Raw genomic sequence first — 20,854 nt, forward strand, 5'->3', positions numbered from 1 at the left:
GAAGCTCACCCGAAACGGGAAAGCGCTTAAGCATACCAGTCCTGCCGCCGCGTCGGCAGGCAAGCTTCGCGCGATGCTCCGAAATCAGCGCCGCTGCTGAGCCATCTGCGCGCGCGCGGCCCACACCTCGGCCGGCCAGGTGCTCTGGATGTGCGCCAGCGTCGCGCGGATCTCGTCGTCGGACAGCACGCGGGCGAAGGCCGGCATGTCGCTCGCGTAGCCTTCGGGCGCCCACGGCGGCACCATGCCGTCGCGCGTGATGTTCACCAGCAGCTCGTTCGGATGATGCCAGGTGTGCCCGGACGCATCGTGCGGCGGCGCCGGCAACCGGCCGTCGGCCTTGCGCTGGCGCCAGTCGGGCTGCCCCTCGAGCTGCGCGCCATGACACGAAGCGCAGTGGCGCTGGTACAGCGGCTCTCCCCGCGCAACCTGCGCCGCGTCCTTCGGGTCGATCCCATCCCCACCGCCGCACCCCGCAAGCAGCACCGCGAGCGCCGCGGCACACGCCTCCTTGCGCGGCTTACGGATCACGCCGGTCGCCGCAGGGGTGGCGATCGGCCCCGCAGTGCTGGAAGTCGCCGAGCGGGCGGTTGAAGGTGTATTCGAACGGCTTGCCGACGAGTTCGTGCGCGGCATCGCCCGCCGAACCCGTCGGCAGCGTGAAGGGCAGCGCGACGACGAACACCGCCGCACCGATCACCGTGCCGACCAGTCCGAGCGGGCGCACGATGAGCAGATCCGCCGTCATGTCGCCGGCACGGTCGCCGGTAACGGTCCCCGCCTGCTGCGCGGACACCCCCGCACTCGTCGTCAGCAACACGGCCGCCCCCAGGGCGGCGGCAAGCTTCCTGCGCATGTTCCGTTCTCCTGCACCCCGGGGCTCCGGGGCTAACGAAGGCTCAATGGCTGGCAAAGACCCGCGTCTTGCCGTCGGCGGTCACGCTCACGACGTCGTAGCGGTCCGCGGGGTAAGGCCCTTCCATCCCCGGCGAGCCCTGCGGCATGCCCGGGGCCGAGATGCCGGCGACCCTGGGTTTCTCCGCCAGCAGACGCTTCACGTCGGCTGCGGGCACATGCCCCTCGACGAAATACCCGCCGACCTTGGCAGTATGGCAGGAGCCCAGCGCCTGCGGCACGCCTGCCTCGCGCTTGACGGCCCCCATGTCGGCGCTCTTGATCTCCTTCACGGAGAAACCCGCCGCGCGCATGTGCTCGGCCCACTTGCCGCAGCAGCCGCAGTTGGGATCCTTGTACATCACCACCTCCTCGCCGGCCGCGAGCACCGGCGCGGCGAAGGCCGCGGCCAGCGCCAGCATGGCGGCGAGGGCGAGGGGACGGCGGGCGGGACGGGACGGAGTGTGCGACTTCATGTTTTCCTCTGGATCAGACGATTGCCGATGTTTGGCCCGACGCGGGAGACGAAGGTTCCGCCCCGCGGGCCCCGGCTGCCGCGATGCGCGCATCGGCCGACGCGAGCGGCAGGTAGAGCGTGAAGGTGGTGAGGCCGCCGGCGGATTCCACGCTTATGCGGCCGCCGTGCGCCTCGACGATGGAGCGCGTGATCGCCAGCCCCAGTCCCGCACCGTCGCCCTGGCGCGTGCGCGCCGCGTCGACGCGGTGGAAGCGGTCGAAAATACGCGCCAGATGTTCGGGCGGGATCGTCTCGCCGGGGTTGCTGACCGCAAGCCGCGCCTCCTCGCCGGCCGTATCGATCGCGATGCGCACGACACCACTCGGCGCCGCATGGCGCAGCGCGTTCGACAGCAGGTTCGACACCGCGCGCCGCAGCATCAGGCGATCGCCCTGCACGCGCGCATCGCCGCCGACTTCCAGGCGCAGGCCCTTCTCATCGACCAGCGCCTCGTAGAACTCGGCCAGCGCCCCCGCCTCCCCGGCGAGCGACAGCGTCTCGGCCGGGCGCGGCAGCAGGCCGTTGTCCGCCTGCGCGAGGAACAGCATGTCGCCGATCATGCGCGCGAGCCGCTCGTATTCCTCGAGGTTCGACAGCAGGATCTCGCGATACTCGTCGGCGTTGCGCGCGCGCCCGAGCGCAACTTCGGTCTGCGTCATCAGGTTGCTCACCGGCGTGCGCAGCTCGTGCGCGATGTCCGACGAGAACTCGCTCAGGCGGCGGAAACCGTCTTCCAGCCGCGCCATCATCGCATTCAGCTCGCCCGCCAACGCTTCAAGTTCGACCGGAAGGCTGCGCGTGTCGATGCGGGCATTGAGCCGCTGGGCGGACACCCCGCGCGCGACCTCGGCCATCTTGCGCAGCGGCGCAAGCCCGCCTCGCGCCGCGACCGCGCCGAGCAGGCCCGTCGCGACGATCGCCAGCGCCACCGCAAACCACAGGGAACGCTCGAAGTCGCGCATGAAGATGCGGTGGTGCTCGATGTCCATCGCCACCACGACACGGGCGGCGGGCGCCCCGGCGATGCCCGTGCGCGCGTTCGCGACGACCCCGCGATAGATATGGCCGCCCTGCTCCCAGGTATGCGCCGGCGGATAGGCGACCGGGTCGGGACCGGGATCGATGCGCGCCGCCGGCTCGGGGAAATCCGCCCCCGACGACGCGAACAGGATCTCGCCGCGGCCTGCGTCGCGAAGCACCGCGATCGACAGGCTATGGTGCCCTACCAGCGCGCTGTCGAGCTGTTGCGCCACGTTCGCGAAGTCCGCCTCGTCGCCCACCTGGGCGAGCACCGAGCGCGCGAGCTCGAGCTTGCCGTGCAGCTCGACGAGGTCGCCCTCCTCGAAATGGCGCTCGACCGTCGCCGAGATGTAGATGCCCAGACCCAGCAGCACCGCGGCGAAAAGCCCGCCGAAGAGCAATGTCAGGCGCAGCGTCAACGACAGCTTCGGCATCAGGGCGTCTCGAGCACGTAGCCCATGCCGCGCACGGTGCGGATCAGCTTGGGCTCGAAGGGGTCGTCGACCTTGGCGCGCAGCCGGCGCACCGCCACCTCGATCACGTTGGTGTCGCTGTCGAAGTTCATGTCCCACACCTGCGAGGCGATCAGCGAGCGCGGCAGCACCTCGCCCTGCCGGCGCAGCAGCAGCTCCAGCAGGCCGAACTCCTTCGCGGTGAGGTCGATCCGCTGCCCCGCGCGCGTCACGCGCCGGCGCAGCAGGTCCAGCTCGAGGTCGGCCGCACGCAGCGTCTCCGGTTCCTTCGACTTTCCCCGCCGCAACAGCGTGCGCACCCGCGCGAGCAGCTCGGAGAACGCGAAAGGCTTCACGAGGTAATCGTCCGCCCCCAGCTCCAGCCCGCGCACGCGGTCCTCGACCTGGTCGCGCGCGGTCAGGAACAGCACCGGCATCTCGCGCCCGGCGCGGCGCACCGTCTGCAGCACGCTCCAGCCGTCGAGGCCCGGCAGCATGACGTCGAGCACCATCAGTTCGTACTCGCCGGTCAGCGCGAGGTGCAGGCCATCCATGCCGTCACGCGCGAGATCGACGACGAAGCCCGCCTCGGACAGTCCCTGCCTGAGATAATCACCGGTCTTGGCCTCGTCTTCGACGATCAGGATCTTCACCGCTGGCTCCTTGCCACCAACACACCACGGAACGCATTGTGCCCGCGCGCGCCGGGCAAGACGCAAGATTACAAAGATGTAACCCCGGGGTCAGCTTTCTGTTTCCACGCCCTTTTCATACTGCCTCCAATTCCTGCATTGCATGGAGCCCTCCACATGAAAACCACCCTTCTGCTCGCAACCCTCGGCCTCTTCGCCGCCTCCGCCGCCCCGGCGCTCGCACAAAGCGGCCATGACGCCGGCCACAGCCACCACATGGCGCAGGCCGCCACGCCGGCGAGCGTGTCAGCCGCCCGGATGAGCGAAGGCACGGTCAAGAAGATCGACAAGGCGGCGGCGAAGATCACCATCGCCCACGGCCCGCTCGACAACCTGGGCATGCCGGCGATGACGATGGCCTTCCGCGCCACCGACGCCGCGATGCTCGACAAGGTCAAGACCGGCGACAAGGTCCGCTTCACCGCCGAACGCGTCGATGGCGTGTTCAGCGTCACGCAGCTGGAAGTCACCAAGTAGGATACGCCGGAGGTTCCGGCGACTCGCAGGACGCACCCCCCGCTCCGGGGCGGACGACCGCGCGACGAACGACTCGGCGGCCGCCCCGCCGCCGCAAATAACAACACCTTCGCGGAGTCCCGACGATGCACTCGTCCAACGCGGGAACGCAGCGGCGGGCCCTGGCCGCCGCGCTGCTGATCCCTGGCCTGCTGGCCGTCGCAGCGACGGTCCAAGCCCAGGGCGCCGGCACGCCACCGGCCCCGCCCGCCGCCCGCAGCTTCCCGGTCGCACCGGCCGCCGCCACTGCGGCAGATCCGGCCACCCCGCTCGGCGCGGACATCGCCGGTCTCCTGCAGCACGCCCGCGGCACGAACCCCGCCTTCGCCGCCCAGCGCGCCGAGACCGCGGCCGCGCGCGAGCGCGTCGACTCCGCCGGCGCCCTGCCCGACCCGAACTTCCAGGTCGAGCTGATGGATTTCACCAACGAGATGCGCGGCGGCGGCACGACGCTGGTGCCCGGCCAGGTCGGCGAGACCCGCTACCGCTTCATCCAGCCCCTGCCCGGCTGGGGCAAGCGCGAGCTGCAGACGCGGACGGCGGCGGCGAAGGCCGACGAGGCCACGGCCCGCCTCGACGCCGAGTGGCTGGACCTCGCACTGACGATCAAGCAGGCGTGGCTGCGCTACTACGCCGCCGACCGGGAGGCCGCGCTCGCGCGCGAATCGCTCGCGCTCCTCGGCGGCCTCGAGGAAGCGACCCTCGCGCGCTACCGCCAGGGCCTCGCGCCGCAGCAGGCCGTGCTGCGCGCCCAGCGCGAGATCACCAGCCAGCGCCTCGCGCAGGTCGGCATCGAACAGCGCCGCCGCGCCGCCGCCGCGGCGCTCAACGGTCTCCTCGCGCGCGCCCCGCACGAGCCCCTTGCCGCCCCCGCGGAACCGTCCGCCCTGCCGGCCGTGCTGCCGCTTCCCGCCCTCGTCGAACGGGCGCGCGCCAACAACCCCGCCCTCTCCGCCGACGCGCACGCGATCGAAGCCGCGCGCCTCGAACGCGAGCGCACCTGGGCCGACCGCTACCCCGACTACTCGATCGGCCTCACCAACAACCGCCCGCGCGGCGAGGACCAGTCCTGGGACCTGATGTTCGAGGTCATGATCCCGTTGCAACAATCCGCCCGCCGCGCCCGCGAGCGCGAGGCCGCACACATGGTCGCCGCAGCCGATGCGAAGCGCGAAGCAACCGCCAGCCGCCTCGGCGGCGAGATCGGCTCCGCCTGGGCGACCTTCACCAGCGCGCAGGAAACGCAACGCCTGCTGCGCGGCACGCTGCTGCCGCAGGCGCAGGCCACGCGCGACGCCACCCGGAGCGCCTTCGAGACCGGCCGCGTCGATTTCGACGCCGTGCTCGAGGCCGAGCGCCAGCTCGTCGACACCCGCATGAGCCTGCTCCAGGCCGAGGTCGAAGCCCGCATGGCCCTGTTTGAAATCGAAAAACTGGTCGGAGAATCGCTGTGAAACCCGCCGCGCAACTCACCCTCGGCGCCATCGCGGTCGCCATCGCGCTCGCCGCCGGATACTTCGCCGGCACCCGCAATGCGGAGCATTCCGCCCCAGCCTCCGCCGACGCGACACCAACCGCGGACGGCTCGGGCGGGAAGAAGATCCTCTACTACCGCAACCCGATGGGCCTGCCCGACACCTCGCCGGTGCCGAAGAAGGACTCCATGGGGATGGACTACATCCCCGTCTATGAAGGCGAGGACGCCGGCCCCGACGACACCGGCGCGGTCACCGTGAGCCCGGCCCGCCTGCAGACGCTGGGCGTGCGCACCGCGCTCGCGGAACCGCGCACGCTCGACGAGCCGGTGCGCGCCGTCGGCCGCGTCGCGATCAACGAGCGCCGCGTCGTCGACGTCGCACCGCGCTTCGAGGGCTGGATCGAACGCCTGCACGTCAACGCCAGCGGCGACCCGGTGCGCCGCGGCCAGGCGCTGTTCTCCGTGTATGCCCCCGAACTCGTCTCGGCCGGCTCCGAGTTGCAGATCGCCGAACGCCTTCAGCGCGACGCGAGCAGCGACCCGTCCGCCGCCGCGTCCGCGCAACGCCTCGCGGAGGCGACCCGCGCGCGCGTCTCCAATTGGCAGATGAAGCTCCCGGAAGGAACGAAGGCCGGAAACGGGCGGCTCACCTTCACCTCGCCCGCCAACGGCGTCGTCATGGAGAAGAAGGCTGTCGAAGGGATGCGCTTCATGCCCGGCGAAGCCCTCTTCCGCATCGCCGATCTCTCCACGGTGTGGGTGCTCGCCGACGTCTACGAGCGCGACCTCGCGCGCGTCAAACCCGGCCAGCACGCCACCGTGACCCTCGACGCCTTCCCGGGGCGCCGTTTCGACGCCACGGTCGCCTACCTCTATCCGACGCTGGACGCCGCGACGCGCACGACGCCGATGCGCCTCGAACTCGCGAACCCCGACGGCCTGCTGCGCCCCGGCCTCTTCGCTCACGCCGACATCGCCACCGGCAAGGCCGCCCCCGTGCTGACCGTGCCCGCCTCGGCGCTGATCGACAGCGGCGAACGCCAGGTCGTGCTCGTCGCCCAGGACGAAGGCCGCTTCCTGCCCAAGGCCGTCAAGGTCGGCCGCCGGGGCAGCGATCACATCGAGATTCTCGACGGCATCGCCGCCGGCGAGCGCGTCGTCGTCTCTGCCAACTTCCTCATCGACGCCGAGAGCAACCTGCGCGCGGCGCTCGCGAGCTTCACCGCGGGCCAGGACAACGGTGCGGCCACCGCACCGACCTATTCCGCGGAAGGCACGCTCGACGCCATCGACCTCTCCGCCGACACCGTCAGCATCACGCATGGCGAGATTCCCGCGCTGAAGTGGCCGCCAATGACGATGGACTTCAGCCTGGCCTCGCCCGAAGTCGCCAAAGGCATCGCCCCGGGCAGCCCGATCCGTTTCGAGTTCGAGCAGCGCGCGCCGGGCGAGTTCGCGATCACGCGCATCGAAGCGGCGACACCCGCATCCACCGGTCACAAGGGGCACTGAAATGGCCCAGCCGACCAAAGGATGCCTGCGTAGGGCGGGAGTAGCGCAGCGTATCCCGCCATTCCGGCGTGCATCTCCCCCCGACGTCCGCTCGGCGGGATCCGCGTTGCTACTCCCGCCCTACGTCAATCCGCACATCGCGAGCCCGGAGGCCTGACATGCTCGACCGCCTCATCGACTGGTCCGCACGCAACGTCTTCCTCGTCCTGCTGGCGACGCTCTTCGTCAGCGCCGGCGGCGTGTATGCGCTGAAGAAGACCCCCGTCGACGCCCTGCCCGACCTCTCCGACGTGCAGGTCATCGTCTATGCCGACTACCCCGGCCAGGCGCCGCAGGTGGTCGAGGACCAGGTCACCTACCCGCTCACCACCGCGCTGCTGGCCGTGCCCAAGGCCAAGGTCGTGCGCGGCTTCTCGATGTTCGGCGCGTCCTATGTCTACGTGATCTTCGAGGACGGCACCGACATCTACTGGGCGCGCTCGCGCGTGCTCGAGTACCTGTCGTCCGCCGCCGGCCGCATGCCCGCCGGCGTCGCGCCGCAGATCGGGCCGGACGCCACCGGCGTCGGCTGGGTGTACCAATACGCCCTCACCGGCAAGGACCGTTCGCTCGCCGAGCTGCGCAGCCTGCAGGACTGGTACGTGCGCTACCAGCTCACCAAGGCCCAGGGCGTGGCCGAAGTCGCGAGCCTCGGCGGCTTCGTGCGCGAATACCAGGTCACCGTCGACCCGCACCGGCTCGCGAGCTACGCCATCCCCCTCGACCGCGTCGCACAGGTCATCCGCGCCTCCAACCGCGACGTCGGCGGGCGCGTCGTCGAGCTGGCCGAGACCGAATACATGGTGCGCGGGCGCGGCTACCTCAGGAACGCCGAAGACATCGGCAACCTCGTCCTCAAGAGCGAGGGCGGCACCCCCGTGCTGGTGCGCGACGTCGCCCGCGTCGAGATGGTGCCGGCCGAACGGCGCGGCATCGCCGAACTCAACGGCGAGGGCGAAGTCGCCTCCGGCATCGTCATGGCGCGCTTCGGCCAGAACGCGCTGGACGTGATCGCCAACGTCAAGGCGAAGATCACCGAGATCTCGGCGGGGCTGCCCGAAGGCACCTCCATCGTCCCGGTCTACGACCGCTCGGCGCTGATCGAGCGCGCGATCGCCAACCTCAAATGGACGCTGTTCGAGGAAAGCCTGATCGTCGCCGCGGTGTGCATCGTGTTCCTCATGCACGTGCGCAGCGCGCTCGTCGCGATCATCACGCTGCCCATCGGCATCCTCATCGCCTTCATCGCCATGCGCTCGCTCGGTCTCGGCTCCAACATCATGAGCCTGGGCGGCATCGCGATCGCCATCGGCGCGATGGTCGACGCCGCGATCGTGATGATCGAGAACGCCCACAAGCGCCTCGAGCATCTGCCCGACAACGCCACCGTCGCCGAGCGCGGCGAAGCCATGATCCGCGCCTGCAAGGAAGTCGGGCCGGCACTGTTCTTCTCGCTGCTGATCATCACCGTCTCCTTCCTGCCCGTATTCACCCTCGAAGGCCAGGAAGGCCGCATGTTCTCGCCGCTCGCCTTCACCAAGACCTTCGCCATGGCCGGCGCCGCGCTCCTGTCGGTGACGCTCGTGCCGGTGCTGATGATGCTCTTCATCCGCGGCCGCATCCTGCCCGAGGCGAAGAACCCCGTGAACCGCGCGCTGATCTGGCTCTACCGCCCGATCATCACTTGGGTCATGCGCCACCGCTGGCTGACGCTGATCGCCGCCGCCATCTCGATGGCGATCACGATTTTCCCCGCCCAGCGTATCGGCGCCGAGTTCATGCCCACGCTCAACGAGGGCACGCTCTTCTACATGCCCGCATCGCTGCCCGGCATGTCGGTCACCAAGGCCGGCGAACTGCTGCAGACCACCGATCGCATCATCAAGACCTTCCCCGAGGTCGAATCCGTGTACGGCAAGGCCGGGCGCGCCAACAGCGCGACCGACCCCGCGCCGCTGGAAATGTTCGAGACCGTCATCAACCTCAAGCCCGAATCCGAATGGCGCCCCGGGATGACGACCGACAAGCTCATCGCCGAGATGGACGCCGCGCTCAAGTTCCCCGGCGTCGCCAACTCCTGGACCATGCCCATCAAGGCACGGCTCGACATGCTCTCCACCGGCATCCGCACGCCGATCGGCGTCAAGGTCTTCGGCAAGGACCTCGCGGTCATCGAGCGCCTCGCGCGCGAAGTCGAATCCGCCGTGCGCGAGGTGCCCGGCACCACCAGCGCCTACGCCGAGCGCGTCACCGGCGGCTACTACCTCGACATCACCCCCGACCGCAGCCAGCTCGCGCGCTACGGCATCACCATGGACGACTTCCAGATGGTCGTCGCCACCGCGCTGGGCGGCGACCCGGTCACCACCACCGTCGAAGGCCTCGAACGCTACACGGTGGCCGTGCGCTACCCGCGCGACCTGCGCGACGACCCGCGCCGCATCGCCGCCGAGGTCTTCGTGCCCCTGCCCGCCGGGGGAAACCTGCCGCTCGGCCAGCTCGCCAAGGTCTCGCTGACGAAAGGTGCCCCGGCGATCCGCACCGAGAACGCGCTCCTCGCCGCCTACGTGTTCGTCGACATCCGCGACCGCGACATCGGCTCCTACGTCGCCGACGCCCGCAAGGCCGTTTCCGAAAGGGTCGACTTCCCGCCCGGCTACTACGCCACCTGGAGCGGGCAGTTCGAGTACATGGAGCGCGCCAAGGAAAAACTCGTCGTGGTCGTGCCGCTCACGCTGGCGATCATCTTCGTGCTGCTCTACCTCAACTTCCGCCGCCTCACGGAGACGCTGATCGTCATGCTCTCGGTCCCCTTCGCCCTGGTCGGCGGCATTTGGCTGATGTGGTGGCTCGGCTACAACATGAGCGTCGCCGTCGCGGTCGGCTTCATCGCCCTCGCCGGCGTCGCCGCCGAAACCGGCGTCGTGATGCTGATCTACCTCGACCACGCCTGGGAAGCCATCCGCGCGAAACGCGTTGCCGAAGGCCGCCAGGCCGATGCCAACGACCTCTACCACGCAATCATGGAAGGCGCGGTCGAGCGCGTGCGCCCGAAGATGATGACCGTGGTCGCGATCATCGCGGGTCTCTTGCCCATCATGTGGGGCAGCGGCACCGGCAGCGAGGTCATGAGCCGGATCGCCGCCCCGATGGTCGGCGGCATGCTGTCCTCGACGGTGCTGACGCTGGGGGTGATTCCCGCGATCTATGCGCTGGTGAAGGAGTGGGAGCTGCGGCGGAGGCTCGATCAGTACGCCGCTCGTGAATCCGAGCGCACGCAATTGAGTCAATCACTTTGACTCACTATCTCTTGAACGTAATCGGGGTCTGAACCCGATTACGCACGTCAAACAAACGCCCACCGGTCGAGCTCGTGACATTGTCAATCCTTGACAAAGCCATTGTCCCCCATGTCGCGGCTTGACGTAATTTGTGACAATTTTCACGGAAGCGGCGGACGAGGACATCCTGCCGGCGAGGCCGGCAACGGCGACATCCCCTTGTGTTTACGGGGCTTTTGCGACTTTCGCGTTCGGCATGCGCGCATTTCCGAAAAGCTGGCACAGCGGTTGCGTTAGGGATACCAAGCGGGTTTTCCGTGGTTTCCATCAAGGAGAGCATCATGAAAAAGGTCCAGCAAGGCTTCACCCTGATCGAACTGATGATCGTCGTGGCGATTATCGGTATTCTGGCGGCCATCGCGATCCCCCAGTACCAAGACTACATCACCCGCGCAAAGTGGAGCGACAACATTGCCGGACTTGAGCCGGTGAAGCTGGCAGTTGCAGAATGCCTTCAAAATAATGCAGGCACGAACACCAATTGCCTCACCGCAGCCAATCTGAATCTTGCGGATCTTCCGACTCCGAAATTCGCGACCGCCAAGGCAACGCTGGCAGCGTCTGGGACGAACGGGGTTACGATTAACTTTACCGGCACGGCTGAGGTCGGCAGCTACATCTACGAGGTGACGGGCGCTCCCGACGCAAGCGGTACCAAGATCGTCTGGACCAAGACGGCATCCGACACGATTCCGGCGAAGATTGTTAAGAATCGCTAAGCATAACAGCTGGCGTCGGGCGGAATAGCGAAGCGCCTTCCGCCGCATTAAAGAAGGGACCGCCTCGGCGGTCCCTTCTGCTTTTCGGCTCTCGTGAGACAAAGGGACACCCACTTTATCTCCCGTACCGCACTACCCCAACAGCGCAAACAGGAGATGCCTGTGACTCGCGCCCGCTCTGCCCGTCTCTTGTTAGCGCAAGGCAAAGGGACGCCCACTTTGTTTCCCCCACCTTTGAGTCGTCCTACGAGTCCCCGCCCTTGCATGCATCTTGCGGAAGAAGGGGCTGCAAGCACGCTTCCCGCACCGGAAGCCATGATCTGCAACTACCGGGAGCGCTAACGCCATGCGTGTCGCTCTCGGCGCATCCGTAGCCGTCAATCTGGTCATGCGCACGGAACGGGCAGCCCCGATCATCGACCATCTGTAACGCAGCGCCCTCGTACTGCCGCCAAGCCTGTATGACAGCACGGTCGGCAGCCCTCGCCAACGAAATCGACGAACGTGCTCCCGTGAGCGGGGTCTCACCGCCCTGTCCATGCAAAAGGCGGACTGCCGCCCGTTCGCCTACTCCATCCCCCACTTCTGCAGCCGATAGCGCAACTGCCTGAGCGTCATCCCAAGACGCCGCGCAGCCTCCGAGCGGTTCCAGCGCGTTTCGTCGAGCATCCGCAGGATTCGCACGCGCTCGTCCTCGCCGTCCTCGTCGTTGTCGCCATCCGCTTCGGCCACAAACGCATCGGCGGCGCCGAATGGGCGCAAGGGCTGGGCGATGCCTTCGGTCGGATGCAGGTCGATGTCGCCCGCGCCGATCTCGTCGCCGTCGCACAGCGCGCACGCGCGTTCGAGCAGGTTTTCGAGTTCGCGGACGTTGCCCGGGAAGGGATGCTGCCTGAGGGCGGCGACGGCGTCGGGCGCGAGGCTGGAAACAAGGAAACAAAGGGACACCCACTCTGTTTGCCTCTCCGTGATATGCTTTTCGAATATTCCGAGGAGCATTTCTCTTGACTCGCCCGCGCACCGCTCTCGTCTGCCTCGCCGATACGCCCTGGTATCACATCGTCTCACGCTGCGTTCGGCGCGCGTTCCTGTGCGGCAAGGACCATTACACCGGTCGATGCTTCGAGCACCGCCGCGGCTGGATCGTTGATCGAATCGGGCAGCTGTCCGCAGTCTTCGCCATCGATGTCGCCGCTTATGCGGTCATGAGCAATCATTTCCATCTCGTCGTCCGCGTCGACGCTGAACGCGCCACCAACTGGTCCCGCGACGAGGTGCTGCGGCGCTGGACGCAGCTCTTCGACGGTCCGCCTGCAGTACGAGACTTTCTGGCAGCCCGCAGCGACACACCGACCGCGGTCACCTTGCATGTCATCGACCGACTCGTCGAAAAATATCGGTCGAGGCTCACGGATCTGTCGTGGTTCATGCGGGTGCTCAATGAATCCATCGCCCGACAGGCCAACGCCGAAGACGACGTCACGGGGCGGTTCTGGGAAGGACGCTTCAAGAGCCAAGCGCTGCTGGACGAACAAGCCATCTTGTCGGCGATGGCCTATGTCGACCTGAATCCCATTCGCGCACAAATGGCGGACACCCCGGAACGTTCAGAGTTCACGTCCGTCGCGGAACGCATCGCTGAAGTTGCGCGCGCCCCTTCCGCCGGCTCCCCGACAACCGTCCGGCCTTCTGTCTCCCCCTCCTCGCCCGAGTCCGCCGCCGACGCTTCCGATTCAGCGGATATGCCACACGGCGAGACAAGACCGGCCTCGCTCCCGAAACAGCCCTTGATGCCATTCGATGCCACGGCCCGGCTGTCCGCGGCGATCCCATTCGCGTTTGACGATTACCTGGAAGTTATCGAGACCGCGGGCCGCTGCGTTCGTCCGGACAAGCGCGGCGCGATCCCGAGACAGACGCCCAGGCTGCTGGAGCGACTCGGCATCGCGCCGGATCAGTTCATCACCTGCGCGACGAGCCTGATGCGGCAGTTCGGCAGTGCAGTGGGCGCACCGCGAAACCTCACGCAGTTATGCGCAGCGCGCCAAGTCAAGTACCTCAGGGGAATGGCTGCAGCAAAAGAAATGTTTCAACGCAAGGCAGCGTGACGAAAACCCCGGGGTCACGTCTCCCCTCTTGCCCAAAGTGCCGTCCTCCGCAGGTGCGACATCAATCGCCTCCAAGGTGACACATCACGTCGCCGTGCGACTCATTCACCCACCTCCCGACCATGCTAGACTTAGTCATGCAGCTTAGTCCAATAGGAGGATGAAATGAGTGTCGTCGTAAACGTCCATGAAGCCAAGACTCACTTCTCCCGCCTCCTTGAGCAGGCCCACGCCGGACAGGAAATCATTCTGGCCAAGGCGGGCAAGCCCTACGCACGCCTGATGCCCCTGGCGCCTCCGACCACGGGCCGGCGTCCCGGGCGCCTGCCCGGACGGATCGGGGATGACTTCATGAAGCCGCTTTCCGATGCCGAACTCGATGCGTGGGAGAGCTGATGAGAGTTCTTCTCGACACGCACGCCCTGCTGTGGTGGTTCACCGATGATCCGCGGCTGTCGGATCTCGCCCGCCGCACAATCGCGGACGAGACCAACGAGATCGTCGTGAGCGCGGCCAGTGCCTGGGAAATCGCAACCAAGCAGCGCCTCGGGAAACTGAACGAAGCCGCCGATGCCGTGTTTCGCTTTGACGAGCTAGTCGCCGCTGACGGCTTCGTGCATCTGCCAATCACACATTTCCACTGCCTGCGGGCCGGCAGTTACACGATCGAGCATCGCGACCCCTTCGACCGGATGCTCGCGGCGCAGAGTGAGCTGGAATCCCTGCCCTTGGTGACGTGCGATCCGGCCCTTGCCCTGTTCGACATAAACACGATCTGGTAGCCCGACCGGGCGAGAGGAACCCGGGGCCCGGCGGTCCCGAGACAGACGCCCAGGCTGCTGGAGCGACTCGGCATCGCGCCGGATCAGTTCATCACCTGCGCGACGAGCTTGATGCGGCAGTTCGGCAGTGCAGTGGGCGCACCGGGAAACCTCACGCAGTTATGCGCAGCGCGCCAAGTCAAGTACCTCAGGGGAATGACTGCAGCCAACTCTGCGACATCTTCGACGTACTCATAACGAATTGGAGCTTGTGGGCGAGATTGAGGTTGTCCAATGCCGTGGCGCTTCGCGCGCCAATAGCCACGGGGAAGGTCGGCAAGAGCTTGTCCATCATCGTGTCCTGCATGCGCGAAAACTTGCCGACGAACGACTCGAACCGATCGATGCCTTCTGGTACGGCCAGGACGCCTTCCAGCCACGCCGGAGTGACTTGCCCGCCGACGAACAGACGCGAGGACACGCCCAGAAGCTGCTCTTCCTCGCGCCCGACCAGCGCAAGCAGGTACCACAGCCGCTCTATCGCGCCCGTCACAGCTTGACCCCATGACGCAGCGCAGCGCGGTCGATCGGCCGGGTGGGCGTTCCTTTGCGATGCACGACGATGTCGATCCGCCGTTCCCCGAGCTCACGCTGCAGGGTCGCATAAAACCGCAACTGACGCTCCAGGACCTCAGCCGCGTCGCCATCCAGTTCGACGTACAGGTCGATGTCGCCGCCTCGGGCGTCATCATCGACGCGGGAACCGAACAGCCAGACCTCCGCCTGCTCCCCGAGCGAGCGGTCCGCTGCCTTCCTGATCTGCAATCGCTGTTGTTCGGTAAGACGCACGGGACAAAGTCCAGCATCGAATCGCGATCATCCAGGACGGGGGAAACAGGGGATTAGGTACTGTCCTGAGTTGCAAGTTCGTTGCTGAATTAGCGCGCAATCACCGCCATGCTGCGTTGCGGATCCGCGCCGGGAGTCCAACCCGACTGCGTTTCGCGCCTCCGACCGCAGGCGGGCGTCCCGGACACCTGCCCGGACGGATCGGGGATGACTTCATGAAGCCGCTTTTCGATGCCGAACTCGATGCGTGGGAGAGCAGATGACAGTTCTTCTCGACACGCACGCCCCCACGTTTTCACAAACCAGGCCAGCGCATCCGCACCTTGTCCCGAAAACCAGTCCAGATCTGTAGCGCCCGTTGCGCGGAGTCGATAGCAAGTTGCAGCCGCGCAAACCGCTCGTCATCGGTTTCGGGATAGTCATGTGCGAACTCGTTCCGCACGCGCCGAAGATCGGACCACTCCTCGGCCGACGGAAGCCACCCCAACTGCTCCAGTCTGGCGAAACGATCGAGCGCCGCCATCGACGCAACCTCCTCGCCCAGCGCACGTAACACTGCCGGCATGAGCCGCGCACCTAGATCATCCTGAAGTCGCAGATAGCGATAGGCAAACTGATCGAGGAGACGGCGATCTTCCTTTCCGAGCGAGGCAAGATCGCCGCGGCACAACGCACGCAACGCCAAGTCTCCGAGCGCATCACGCAAACCCTCCTCATGCAATCGACAAGTTTCGAGAGCCTGCTGAAGCGCCAGCAACTCGGGGGAGCGGGTCATAACCGAACTCCGGTTTGATGGGCGATACGGACGATCGGACGTGTATCGCCCGGCCCCTCGATAACGACGTCAACCTTGCGCTCGCCAAGGCGGCGCTCCAGGCGTGAAAGAAAGCGGACCTTGCGCAGCAACTGTTCCCGCGCGTCGAGCGACACGGGCGACAGCAGCAAATCGACATCGCCGCCTCTCTTGCTGTCGTCGACACGCGACCCGAACAACCACACGCCCACATCGTCGCCGAAAACCTCGGCAGCCGTTTGTCGGATAGCGGCCACTTGCTCGGGACTCAGTCTCATATGTTTGATCCTTGAAAACCGCTCCGGTCGATTCTACATCCGGCGCCACGACGCAGGGATTCAGGGTCGAAACTGTGGAAATAGGGAACGGAACACGATTTCCCGTCCTCGAAACAGCGAGACGCCCACTCGGCTTGCACTAAGGCAAGACCAAGAAGACACCGAGGCACGGGCAGCCTCGCTCTGCCTCCCGCTCCCCTACTCCATCCCCCACTTCTGCAGCCGATAGCGCAACTGCCTGAGCGTCATCCCCAGACGCCGCGCAGCCTCCGAGCGGTTCCAGCGCGTTTCGTCGAGCATCCGCAGGATTCGCACGCGCTCGTCCTCGCCGTCCTCGTCGTTGTCGACATCCGCTTCGGCCACAAACGCTTCGGCGGCGCCGAATGGGCGCAAGGGCTGGGCGATGCCTTCGGTCGGGTGCAGGTCGATGTCACCCGCGCCGATCTCGTCGCCGTCGCACAGCGCGCACGCGCGTTCGAGCAGGTTTTCGAGTTCGCGGACGTTGCCCGGGAAGGGATGCTGCCTGAGGGCGGCGACGGCGTCGGGCGCGAGGCGGTGCGGCGGGACGCCGTCGCGCTCGGCGAGCCGCGCGAGGATGTGCGCAGCCAGTTCGGGGATGTCCTCCGGGCGTTCGCGCAGTGGCGGCACCCGCAGCGTGATGACGTTGATGCGGAAGTAGAGGTCCTGGCGGAACTTGCCGTCGGCGACGAGCTGGGCAAGGTCGCGGTGCGAGGCGGACAGGATGCGCACATCGACGGATTCTTCGGCATGGGCGCCGACGGGACGCACGGCGCGCTCCTGGATCGCGCGCAGCAGCTTGACCTGCATCGCCAGCGGCAGGTCGGCGACCTCGTCGAGGAACAGGGTGCCACCACGTGCGGCCTGGAAGAGGCCGTCCTTGTCGAAGACGGCGCCGGTAAAGGCGCCCTTGCGGTGGCCGAAGAACTCGCTTTCCATGAGTTCGGGCGGGATCGCGCCGCAGTTCACCGGCACGAAGGGCGCCGACGCGCGCGGACCGAGCTCGTGGATGAGGCGGGCGATCACTTCCTTGCCGGTGCCGGACTCACCCTGGATGAAGACGGGGGCCTGGTTGCGCGCCAGCTTGGCGATCTGCGCGCGCAGGTGCTCGAGCGCCGGCGACGTGCCGATGAGGGTGCGCGTCGCATTGCCAGCGCCGGGCGCGGGGGCCAATGCCGCGGTCTGTAGTTTCAGCGCGTGGCTGACGAGCTCGCGCAGGGCCTTTAACTCGACCGGCTTGGTGACGAAGTCGAAGGCGCCGCACTTCAGGGCGCGGATGGCGGTCTCGATGCTGCCGAAGGCGGTTATGACGGCGACCGGCAGGCCCGGCGCGTGCGACTGGATGTGCGCGACCAGATCGAGCCCGTCGCCGTCCGGCAGGCGCATGTCGGTGAGGCACAGGCGGTAGCTCTTTTCGGCCAGCAGGCGGCGCGCATCCTCGACCGTTCCGGCGCTATCGCACGCGAGGCCCATGCGCAGCAGCGAGAGTTCCAGAACTTCGCGGATGTCCTCCTCGTCGTCGACGACGAGGACATCGATTCCGGCAGGGCGGTTGCGTCGTTCGGATGTGTTCATGGCTGACTCCGTCCGGTGAGCACGAAATGGGCGCCCGGCGCATTGTCGCGCAATTCGAGCGTGGCGCCATTGGCTTCGGCCAGTTCGCGGGAGATGTAGAGGCCCAGCCCGGTGCCCTTGGGGTGCGTCGTGAAGAAGGGTTCGAACATGCGCGGGCGGTCGGACTCGGCGATGCCGGGGCCGTCGTCGACGATGTGCACGGCCACCCGCCCACCCGCTTCGACACGGGCGAAGACACGCACGGAGCCGGGCGCGCCGGAGCAGTAGCGCCGCGCGTTGCCGACCAGGTTGTCGAGGATCTGGTGCATGTGGGCGCGGTCGATCGCGAAAGTTGCATCGTCGGGGATGTCGAGCGCAAAGACCTCGCGCTCGGCGCCGCCGCGCAGCGCGAATTCGTCCAGCAAGCCGCACGCGAAGGACGCCAGCGGCAATGCCTCGGGCAGCATTTCATCGCGCCGCCCCAGCGCCAGCACGTCGCGGATCATGCGCTCGATGCGGCGGGCATTGTCGTTGATGATGCGCACGAGGCGGACCTGGACGTCACCGCGCTTTTCCTCCGTCAGCAGCTCGGCAGCCTGGGTGACGGCAGACAGCGGGTTGCGGATCTCGTGCGCCATGCTGGCCGTGAGGCGCCCCAGGGCGGCCAGCTTGAGCTGCTGGATATGGGTCTGGATTTCCTCGAAGTCGGTGAGATAGATCACCGTCTCGCCGCCCTCAGCGCTGCGCCCGTCGGCGTCTTCCTGCGCGCCGACCGCACGGCAGCGCAGCAGCTTGCCGGCCGGCCCGAGGCGCCGCAGGCTGCCTTCGGGAACGCTGCAGCAGGCGGGCACGTCGGCGAAATTCTCATCGACATCGGTCAGGCGCAGGCCGTCGACGCTGCTGAGGCCGAGCAGCTCCGCCGCGCGCGGGTTGGCCTGACGGACGACGCCGTCGGCCGCGACCACCAGCACGCCGTCCTGCATGTCATGGATGATGCGCTCGTTGACCGCCTGCTGCTTGGCGAGCGCCTCGCCGCGCTGCACCGCGAGCGATTCGTTGGCCTTGGCGCGCAACGCGAGAAAGCGCGCGGTGATCGCGATGCCGAAGAAGGCGGTGCATACGAAGGCGACCTGCAGGAAGTCCGCCGCGCGCTCGCCAGCGAAGAAACGCCAGACGTTTTCGGCCAGCACGGCGACGGTCGCGAGCGCAGCATAGAACAGCACCATGCGCCCTTCGGCGACGAGGCCCGCCCCGGCGAGGACGACCATCATCAGCACGGGCATGCCGCTGCGGTAGCCGCCGCTGGCCCACATCATCACCGCGAGGACGGCGATGTCGATCACGGCCTGCGCGGTGATGATGCGGTCTACGCCGAAGCGGCGTGCCGCATCGGGGAATCCCAGCGCCAGCACCGCGGCGAGGTAGGCAAACGCCGCGGCATTGAAGATTTTCGGCGCATCCGCGCCCAGATTGAGCTCGAGGCCGGCGACGAGGAAGAGCCCGGCGAGGATCAGGCGGAAGAGGTTCAGGTAGCGCAGCGGCCCCCGGCGTGCGAGGTCGCGGCGTTCGTCCGCGGCGGCGCGCATGTTCAGGGTTCCTGGTGCTGCGTGCCTAGCCGGCGATGCTCCTCGCAGCAGAAGAAGCGATCGCCGTCGCGCACGCCTTCGCTCTCGGGGACGTGGACGCCGCAATGATCGCAGCTGACCATGCGCTCGGGCACGCCCTTGCGCTCGCCGGTCTGCTTGCCTGCCGACGAGTCAGTGCCGCCCGGCCGGTTCAGGGCGCGACGCACCCACCAGATGCCGACGAGGACGAGGACGAGGAGGAGCAGGTTTCGCACGATGCGGATTTACCAAGGCGGCTGGCAGATACCACCGTTCGCCCTGAGCTTGTCGAAGGGCACAGGCAGGGCTTCGACAGGCTCAGCCCGAACGGTAGCGGATGCCGGACCAGTTACGGGAATACCAAGCGGGAGAGTCTAGCACGCACTCCGCATCACACCTTCTGCAGGCGCTCGCACGCCGCCGCCAGCGTCGCCTCGTTCTTCGCGAAGCAGAAGCGGATCACGCGCTCGTCGCGTCCGTCGGCGAAGAAGGCCGACACGGGGATCGCCGCAACCCCCGTCACGCGCGTGAGCCGCTGCGCGAAGGCGGTATCGGGCTCGTCCGAGATCGCGCCGTAGCGCGCGAGCTGGAAATAGGTGCCGGACGAGGGCAGCAGCTCGAAGCGCGAACCGGCGAGCGCTTCACGGAAGAAGTCGCGCTTGCCCTGGTAGAAGGCCGCCAGCCCCTCGTGCCGCGACGCGTCCGCCATGTAGTCGGCCAGCGCGAGCTGCACCGGCGTATTCACCGTGAACACGTTGAACTGGTGCACCTTGCGGAATTCCGCCATCAGCTCGCGCGGCCCGACGACGTAGCCGACCTTCCAGCCGGTGATGTGGTAGGTCTTGCCGAAGCTCGACACGATCAGGCTGCGCGCGGCCAGTTCCGGATGGCGGGCACAGCTCTCGTGGCGCAGGCCGTCGAAGACGATGTGCTCATACACCTCGTCGGAGACGATGACGATGCCGGTGCCGTGCGTGAGCGCCGCCAGCCGTGCCATGTCGCCGGCCGTCCATACCGTGGCGGTCGGGTTGTGCGGACTGTTGATCATGATCATGCGCGTGCGCGGCGTGATCGCCTCGGCGACCGCGCCCCAGTCCGGCCGATAGTCCGGCGCCGCCAGCTGCATGCGCACGACGCGCCCGCCCTGCAGCTCGATCGCCGGCGCGTACGAGTCGTACACCGGCTCGAACACGATGACCTCGTCGCCGGGGCGCACGAGCGCCGCAACCGCGGTGAATAGCGCCTGCGTCGCACCGGCCGTCACCGTGACCTCGGCCTCGGGGTCGTACGCGGTGCCGTAGAGCGTGGAGACCTTGCGCGCGATCGCCTCGCGCAGCGGCGCGACGCCAGCCATCGGCGCGTACTGGTTGTGTCCCGTGCGCATCCAGTGCGCGACGCGCTCGAACAGCACGTCCTCGGCATTGAAGTCCGGGAATCCCTGCGACAGGTTGATCGCGCCGCATTCCTGCGCGAGGCGCGACATCACGGTGAAGATCGTCGTGCCGACGTTCGGCAGGCGGGATTCGACGGGGGCAGGGAAATGCGGCATGGCGTGCGGGTCTTGTTCAGTGGATCGGAGCATTCTGGCAGAGCACAAACGGATCACCAATCAGGGCGAAGGCCGCAGGAACAGCAGGACCGTAGGGCGGGAGGAGCGCAGCGCATCCCGCCATCCCACGGCCCGATGGCATCCCGACCGTTGCATGGCGG

Annotated in this window: 21 protein-coding genes and 1 pseudogene; 8 read left to right on the plus strand and 14 right to left on the minus strand. The window is 67.4% G+C overall.

Features of this window, described 5'->3' with window-relative positions; genetic code table 11:
- Nucleotides 1-84: 84 nt before the first annotated feature.
- Genes U5817_RS21955 through U5817_RS21975 form a run of 5 tightly spaced genes read right to left on the minus strand, consistent with a single transcriptional unit; the run spans nt 85 to nt 3,536 of the window.
- Nucleotides 85-531, minus strand: coding sequence for a c-type cytochrome (locus U5817_RS21955; RefSeq protein ID WP_407278815.1), 447 nt, complete (start codon nt 529-531; stop codon nt 85-87).
- Entirely contained in the window at nt 521-856 is a 336-nt protein-coding gene (locus tag U5817_RS21960; RefSeq protein WP_407278816.1) for a hypothetical protein, read from the minus strand. The genes U5817_RS21955 and U5817_RS21960 overlap by 11 nt, the downstream gene beginning before the upstream one ends.
- Nucleotides 857-899: 43 nt before the next feature.
- A complete protein-coding gene (locus U5817_RS21965) occupies nt 900-1,370 on the minus strand; it encodes a DUF411 domain-containing protein (RefSeq protein ID WP_407278817.1) in 471 nt (156 codons plus the stop codon).
- Between the two features lie 13 nt (nt 1,371-1,383).
- The gene (locus U5817_RS21970; RefSeq protein ID WP_407278818.1) at nt 1,384-2,865 is read right to left on the minus strand and encodes a heavy metal sensor histidine kinase; all 1,482 of its coding nucleotides are present in this window, start codon (nt 2,863-2,865) and stop codon (nt 1,384-1,386) included.
- Nucleotides 2,865-3,536, minus strand: coding sequence for a heavy metal response regulator transcription factor (locus U5817_RS21975; RefSeq protein WP_169127060.1), 672 nt, complete (start codon nt 3,534-3,536; stop codon nt 2,865-2,867). The genes U5817_RS21970 and U5817_RS21975 overlap by 1 nt, the downstream gene beginning before the upstream one ends.
- Before the next feature lie 156 nt (nt 3,537-3,692).
- Between U5817_RS21975 and U5817_RS21980 the strand changes: the two genes are divergently transcribed.
- The 5 genes from U5817_RS21980 (at nt 3,693) to U5817_RS22000 (ending at nt 11,179) form a co-directional block, all read left to right on the plus strand.
- Nucleotides 3,693-4,052, plus strand: a complete 360-nt coding sequence (locus tag U5817_RS21980) for a copper-binding protein (protein ID WP_169127062.1) — start codon at nt 3,693-3,695, stop codon at nt 4,050-4,052.
- Between the two features lie 125 nt (nt 4,053-4,177).
- Nucleotides 4,178-5,545: a TolC family protein gene (locus U5817_RS21985; RefSeq protein ID WP_407278819.1), complete on the plus strand. Its 1,368-nt coding sequence runs from the start codon at nt 4,178-4,180 to the stop codon at nt 5,543-5,545.
- On the plus strand, nt 5,542-7,080 hold the full coding sequence (locus tag U5817_RS21990) for an efflux RND transporter periplasmic adaptor subunit (RefSeq protein WP_407278821.1): 1,539 nt from the start codon (nt 5,542-5,544) through the stop codon (nt 7,078-7,080). Before U5817_RS21985 ends, U5817_RS21990 begins: the two co-directional genes overlap by 4 nt.
- A gap of 158 nt (nt 7,081-7,238) precedes the next feature.
- Nucleotides 7,239-10,418 carry an efflux RND transporter permease subunit gene (locus tag U5817_RS21995; RefSeq protein WP_407278822.1) on the plus strand — a complete coding sequence of 1,060 codons (3,180 nt, stop codon included), beginning with the start codon at nt 7,239-7,241 and terminating at the stop codon, nt 10,416-10,418.
- 323 nt (nt 10,419-10,741) lie between these two features.
- The gene (locus U5817_RS22000; protein ID WP_407278823.1) at nt 10,742-11,179 is read left to right on the plus strand and encodes a prepilin-type N-terminal cleavage/methylation domain-containing protein; all 438 of its coding nucleotides are present in this window, start codon (nt 10,742-10,744) and stop codon (nt 11,177-11,179) included.
- A 567-nt stretch (nt 11,180-11,746) separates the two neighbouring features.
- On the opposite strand, the pseudogene U5817_RS22005 reads toward U5817_RS22000, so the two are convergent.
- Nucleotides 11,747-12,100, minus strand: a pseudogene (locus U5817_RS22005) (helix-turn-helix domain-containing protein); the annotation flags it as partial.
- A gap of 83 nt (nt 12,101-12,183) precedes the next feature.
- On the opposite strand from U5817_RS22005, the gene U5817_RS22010 reads away from it, so the two are divergent.
- From U5817_RS22010 to U5817_RS22020, 3 genes are all read left to right on the plus strand, one after another.
- Entirely contained in the window at nt 12,184-13,287 is a 1,104-nt protein-coding gene (locus U5817_RS22010; protein WP_407278824.1) for a transposase, read from the plus strand.
- A 165-nt stretch (nt 13,288-13,452) separates the two neighbouring features.
- A complete protein-coding gene (locus tag U5817_RS22015; protein WP_407278825.1) occupies nt 13,453-13,683 on the plus strand; it encodes a type II toxin-antitoxin system Phd/YefM family antitoxin in 231 nt (76 codons plus the stop codon).
- The gene (locus U5817_RS22020; protein WP_407278826.1) at nt 13,671-14,069 is read left to right on the plus strand and encodes a type II toxin-antitoxin system VapC family toxin; all 399 of its coding nucleotides are present in this window, start codon (nt 13,671-13,673) and stop codon (nt 14,067-14,069) included. The genes U5817_RS22015 and U5817_RS22020 overlap by 13 nt, the downstream gene beginning before the upstream one ends.
- A 187-nt stretch (nt 14,070-14,256) precedes the next feature.
- Here the strand turns inward: U5817_RS22020 and U5817_RS22025 are convergent, their stop codons facing one another.
- The 8 genes from U5817_RS22025 to U5817_RS22060 all read right to left on the minus strand — a co-directional run bounded on the left by U5817_RS22025 (nt 14,257) and on the right by U5817_RS22060 (nt 20,693).
- Entirely contained in the window at nt 14,257-14,601 is a 345-nt protein-coding gene (locus U5817_RS22025; protein ID WP_407278827.1) for a hypothetical protein, read from the minus strand.
- Nucleotides 14,598-14,897 carry a nucleotidyltransferase domain-containing protein gene (locus U5817_RS22030; protein ID WP_407278828.1) on the minus strand — a complete coding sequence of 100 codons (300 nt, stop codon included), beginning with the start codon at nt 14,895-14,897 and terminating at the stop codon, nt 14,598-14,600. Before U5817_RS22030 ends, U5817_RS22025 begins: the two co-directional genes overlap by 4 nt.
- A gap of 295 nt (nt 14,898-15,192) precedes the next feature.
- Nucleotides 15,193-15,672 (minus strand): hypothetical protein, encoded by a 480-nt coding sequence (locus U5817_RS22035; RefSeq protein WP_169127096.1) that lies wholly within the window; start codon nt 15,670-15,672, stop codon nt 15,193-15,195.
- Nucleotides 15,669-15,968, minus strand: coding sequence for a nucleotidyltransferase domain-containing protein (locus tag U5817_RS22040; RefSeq protein ID WP_169127098.1), 300 nt, complete (start codon nt 15,966-15,968; stop codon nt 15,669-15,671). Before U5817_RS22040 ends, U5817_RS22035 begins: the two co-directional genes overlap by 4 nt.
- A gap of 198 nt (nt 15,969-16,166) precedes the next feature.
- Entirely contained in the window at nt 16,167-17,561 is a 1,395-nt protein-coding gene (locus U5817_RS22045; protein ID WP_407278829.1) for a sigma-54-dependent transcriptional regulator, read from the minus strand.
- Nucleotides 17,558-19,126: a sensor histidine kinase gene (locus U5817_RS22050; protein WP_407278830.1), complete on the minus strand. Its 1,569-nt coding sequence runs from the start codon at nt 19,124-19,126 to the stop codon at nt 17,558-17,560. Before U5817_RS22050 ends, U5817_RS22045 begins: the two co-directional genes overlap by 4 nt.
- Before the next feature lie 2 nt (nt 19,127-19,128).
- Nucleotides 19,129-19,380, minus strand: coding sequence for a PP0621 family protein (locus tag U5817_RS22055; RefSeq protein WP_407278831.1), 252 nt, complete (start codon nt 19,378-19,380; stop codon nt 19,129-19,131).
- 155 nt (nt 19,381-19,535) lie between these two features.
- Complete coding sequence (locus U5817_RS22060; RefSeq protein ID WP_407278832.1) at nt 19,536-20,693, minus strand: pyridoxal phosphate-dependent aminotransferase; 1,158 nt, start codon at nt 20,691-20,693, stop codon at nt 19,536-19,538.
- Nucleotides 20,694-20,854: the final 161 nt, after the last annotated feature.

Origin of the sequence: Aromatoleum evansii (genome assembly GCF_045689615.1) — a bacterium.
Classification (GTDB): Bacteria; Pseudomonadota; Gammaproteobacteria; order Burkholderiales; family Rhodocyclaceae; genus Aromatoleum; species Aromatoleum evansii.

Excerpts from the sequence above, each read along its gene's own strand:
- U5817_RS21960 (WP_407278816.1), bottom strand. The coding sequence starts at position 856 with ATGCGCAGGAAGCTTGCCGCCGCCCTGGGGGCGGCCGTGTTGCTGACG.
- U5817_RS21965 (WP_407278817.1), bottom strand. The coding sequence starts at position 1,370 with ATGAAGTCGCACACTCCGTCCCGTCCCGCCCGCCGTCCCCTCGCCCTC.
- U5817_RS21970 (WP_407278818.1), bottom strand. The coding sequence starts at position 2,865 with ATGCCGAAGCTGTCGTTGACGCTGCGCCTGACATTGCTCTTCGGCGGG.
- U5817_RS21980 (WP_169127062.1), top strand. The coding sequence starts at position 3,693 with ATGAAAACCACCCTTCTGCTCGCAACCCTCGGCCTCTTCGCCGCCTCC.
- U5817_RS21985 (WP_407278819.1), top strand. The coding sequence starts at position 4,178 with ATGCACTCGTCCAACGCGGGAACGCAGCGGCGGGCCCTGGCCGCCGCG.
- U5817_RS21995 (WP_407278822.1), top strand. The coding sequence starts at position 7,239 with ATGCTCGACCGCCTCATCGACTGGTCCGCACGCAACGTCTTCCTCGTC.
- U5817_RS22000 (WP_407278823.1), top strand. The coding sequence starts at position 10,742 with ATGAAAAAGGTCCAGCAAGGCTTCACCCTGATCGAACTGATGATCGTC.
- U5817_RS22015 (WP_407278825.1), top strand. The coding sequence starts at position 13,453 with ATGAGTGTCGTCGTAAACGTCCATGAAGCCAAGACTCACTTCTCCCGC.
- U5817_RS22035 (WP_169127096.1), bottom strand. The coding sequence starts at position 15,672 with ATGACCCGCTCCCCCGAGTTGCTGGCGCTTCAGCAGGCTCTCGAAACT.
- U5817_RS22040 (WP_169127098.1), bottom strand. The coding sequence starts at position 15,968 with ATGAGACTGAGTCCCGAGCAAGTGGCCGCTATCCGACAAACGGCTGCC.
- U5817_RS22045 (WP_407278829.1), bottom strand. The coding sequence starts at position 17,561 with ATGAACACATCCGAACGACGCAACCGCCCTGCCGGAATCGATGTCCTC.
- U5817_RS22050 (WP_407278830.1), bottom strand. The coding sequence starts at position 19,126 with ATGCGCGCCGCCGCGGACGAACGCCGCGACCTCGCACGCCGGGGGCCG.
- U5817_RS22060 (WP_407278832.1), bottom strand. The coding sequence starts at position 20,693 with ATGCCGCATTTCCCTGCCCCCGTCGAATCCCGCCTGCCGAACGTCGGC.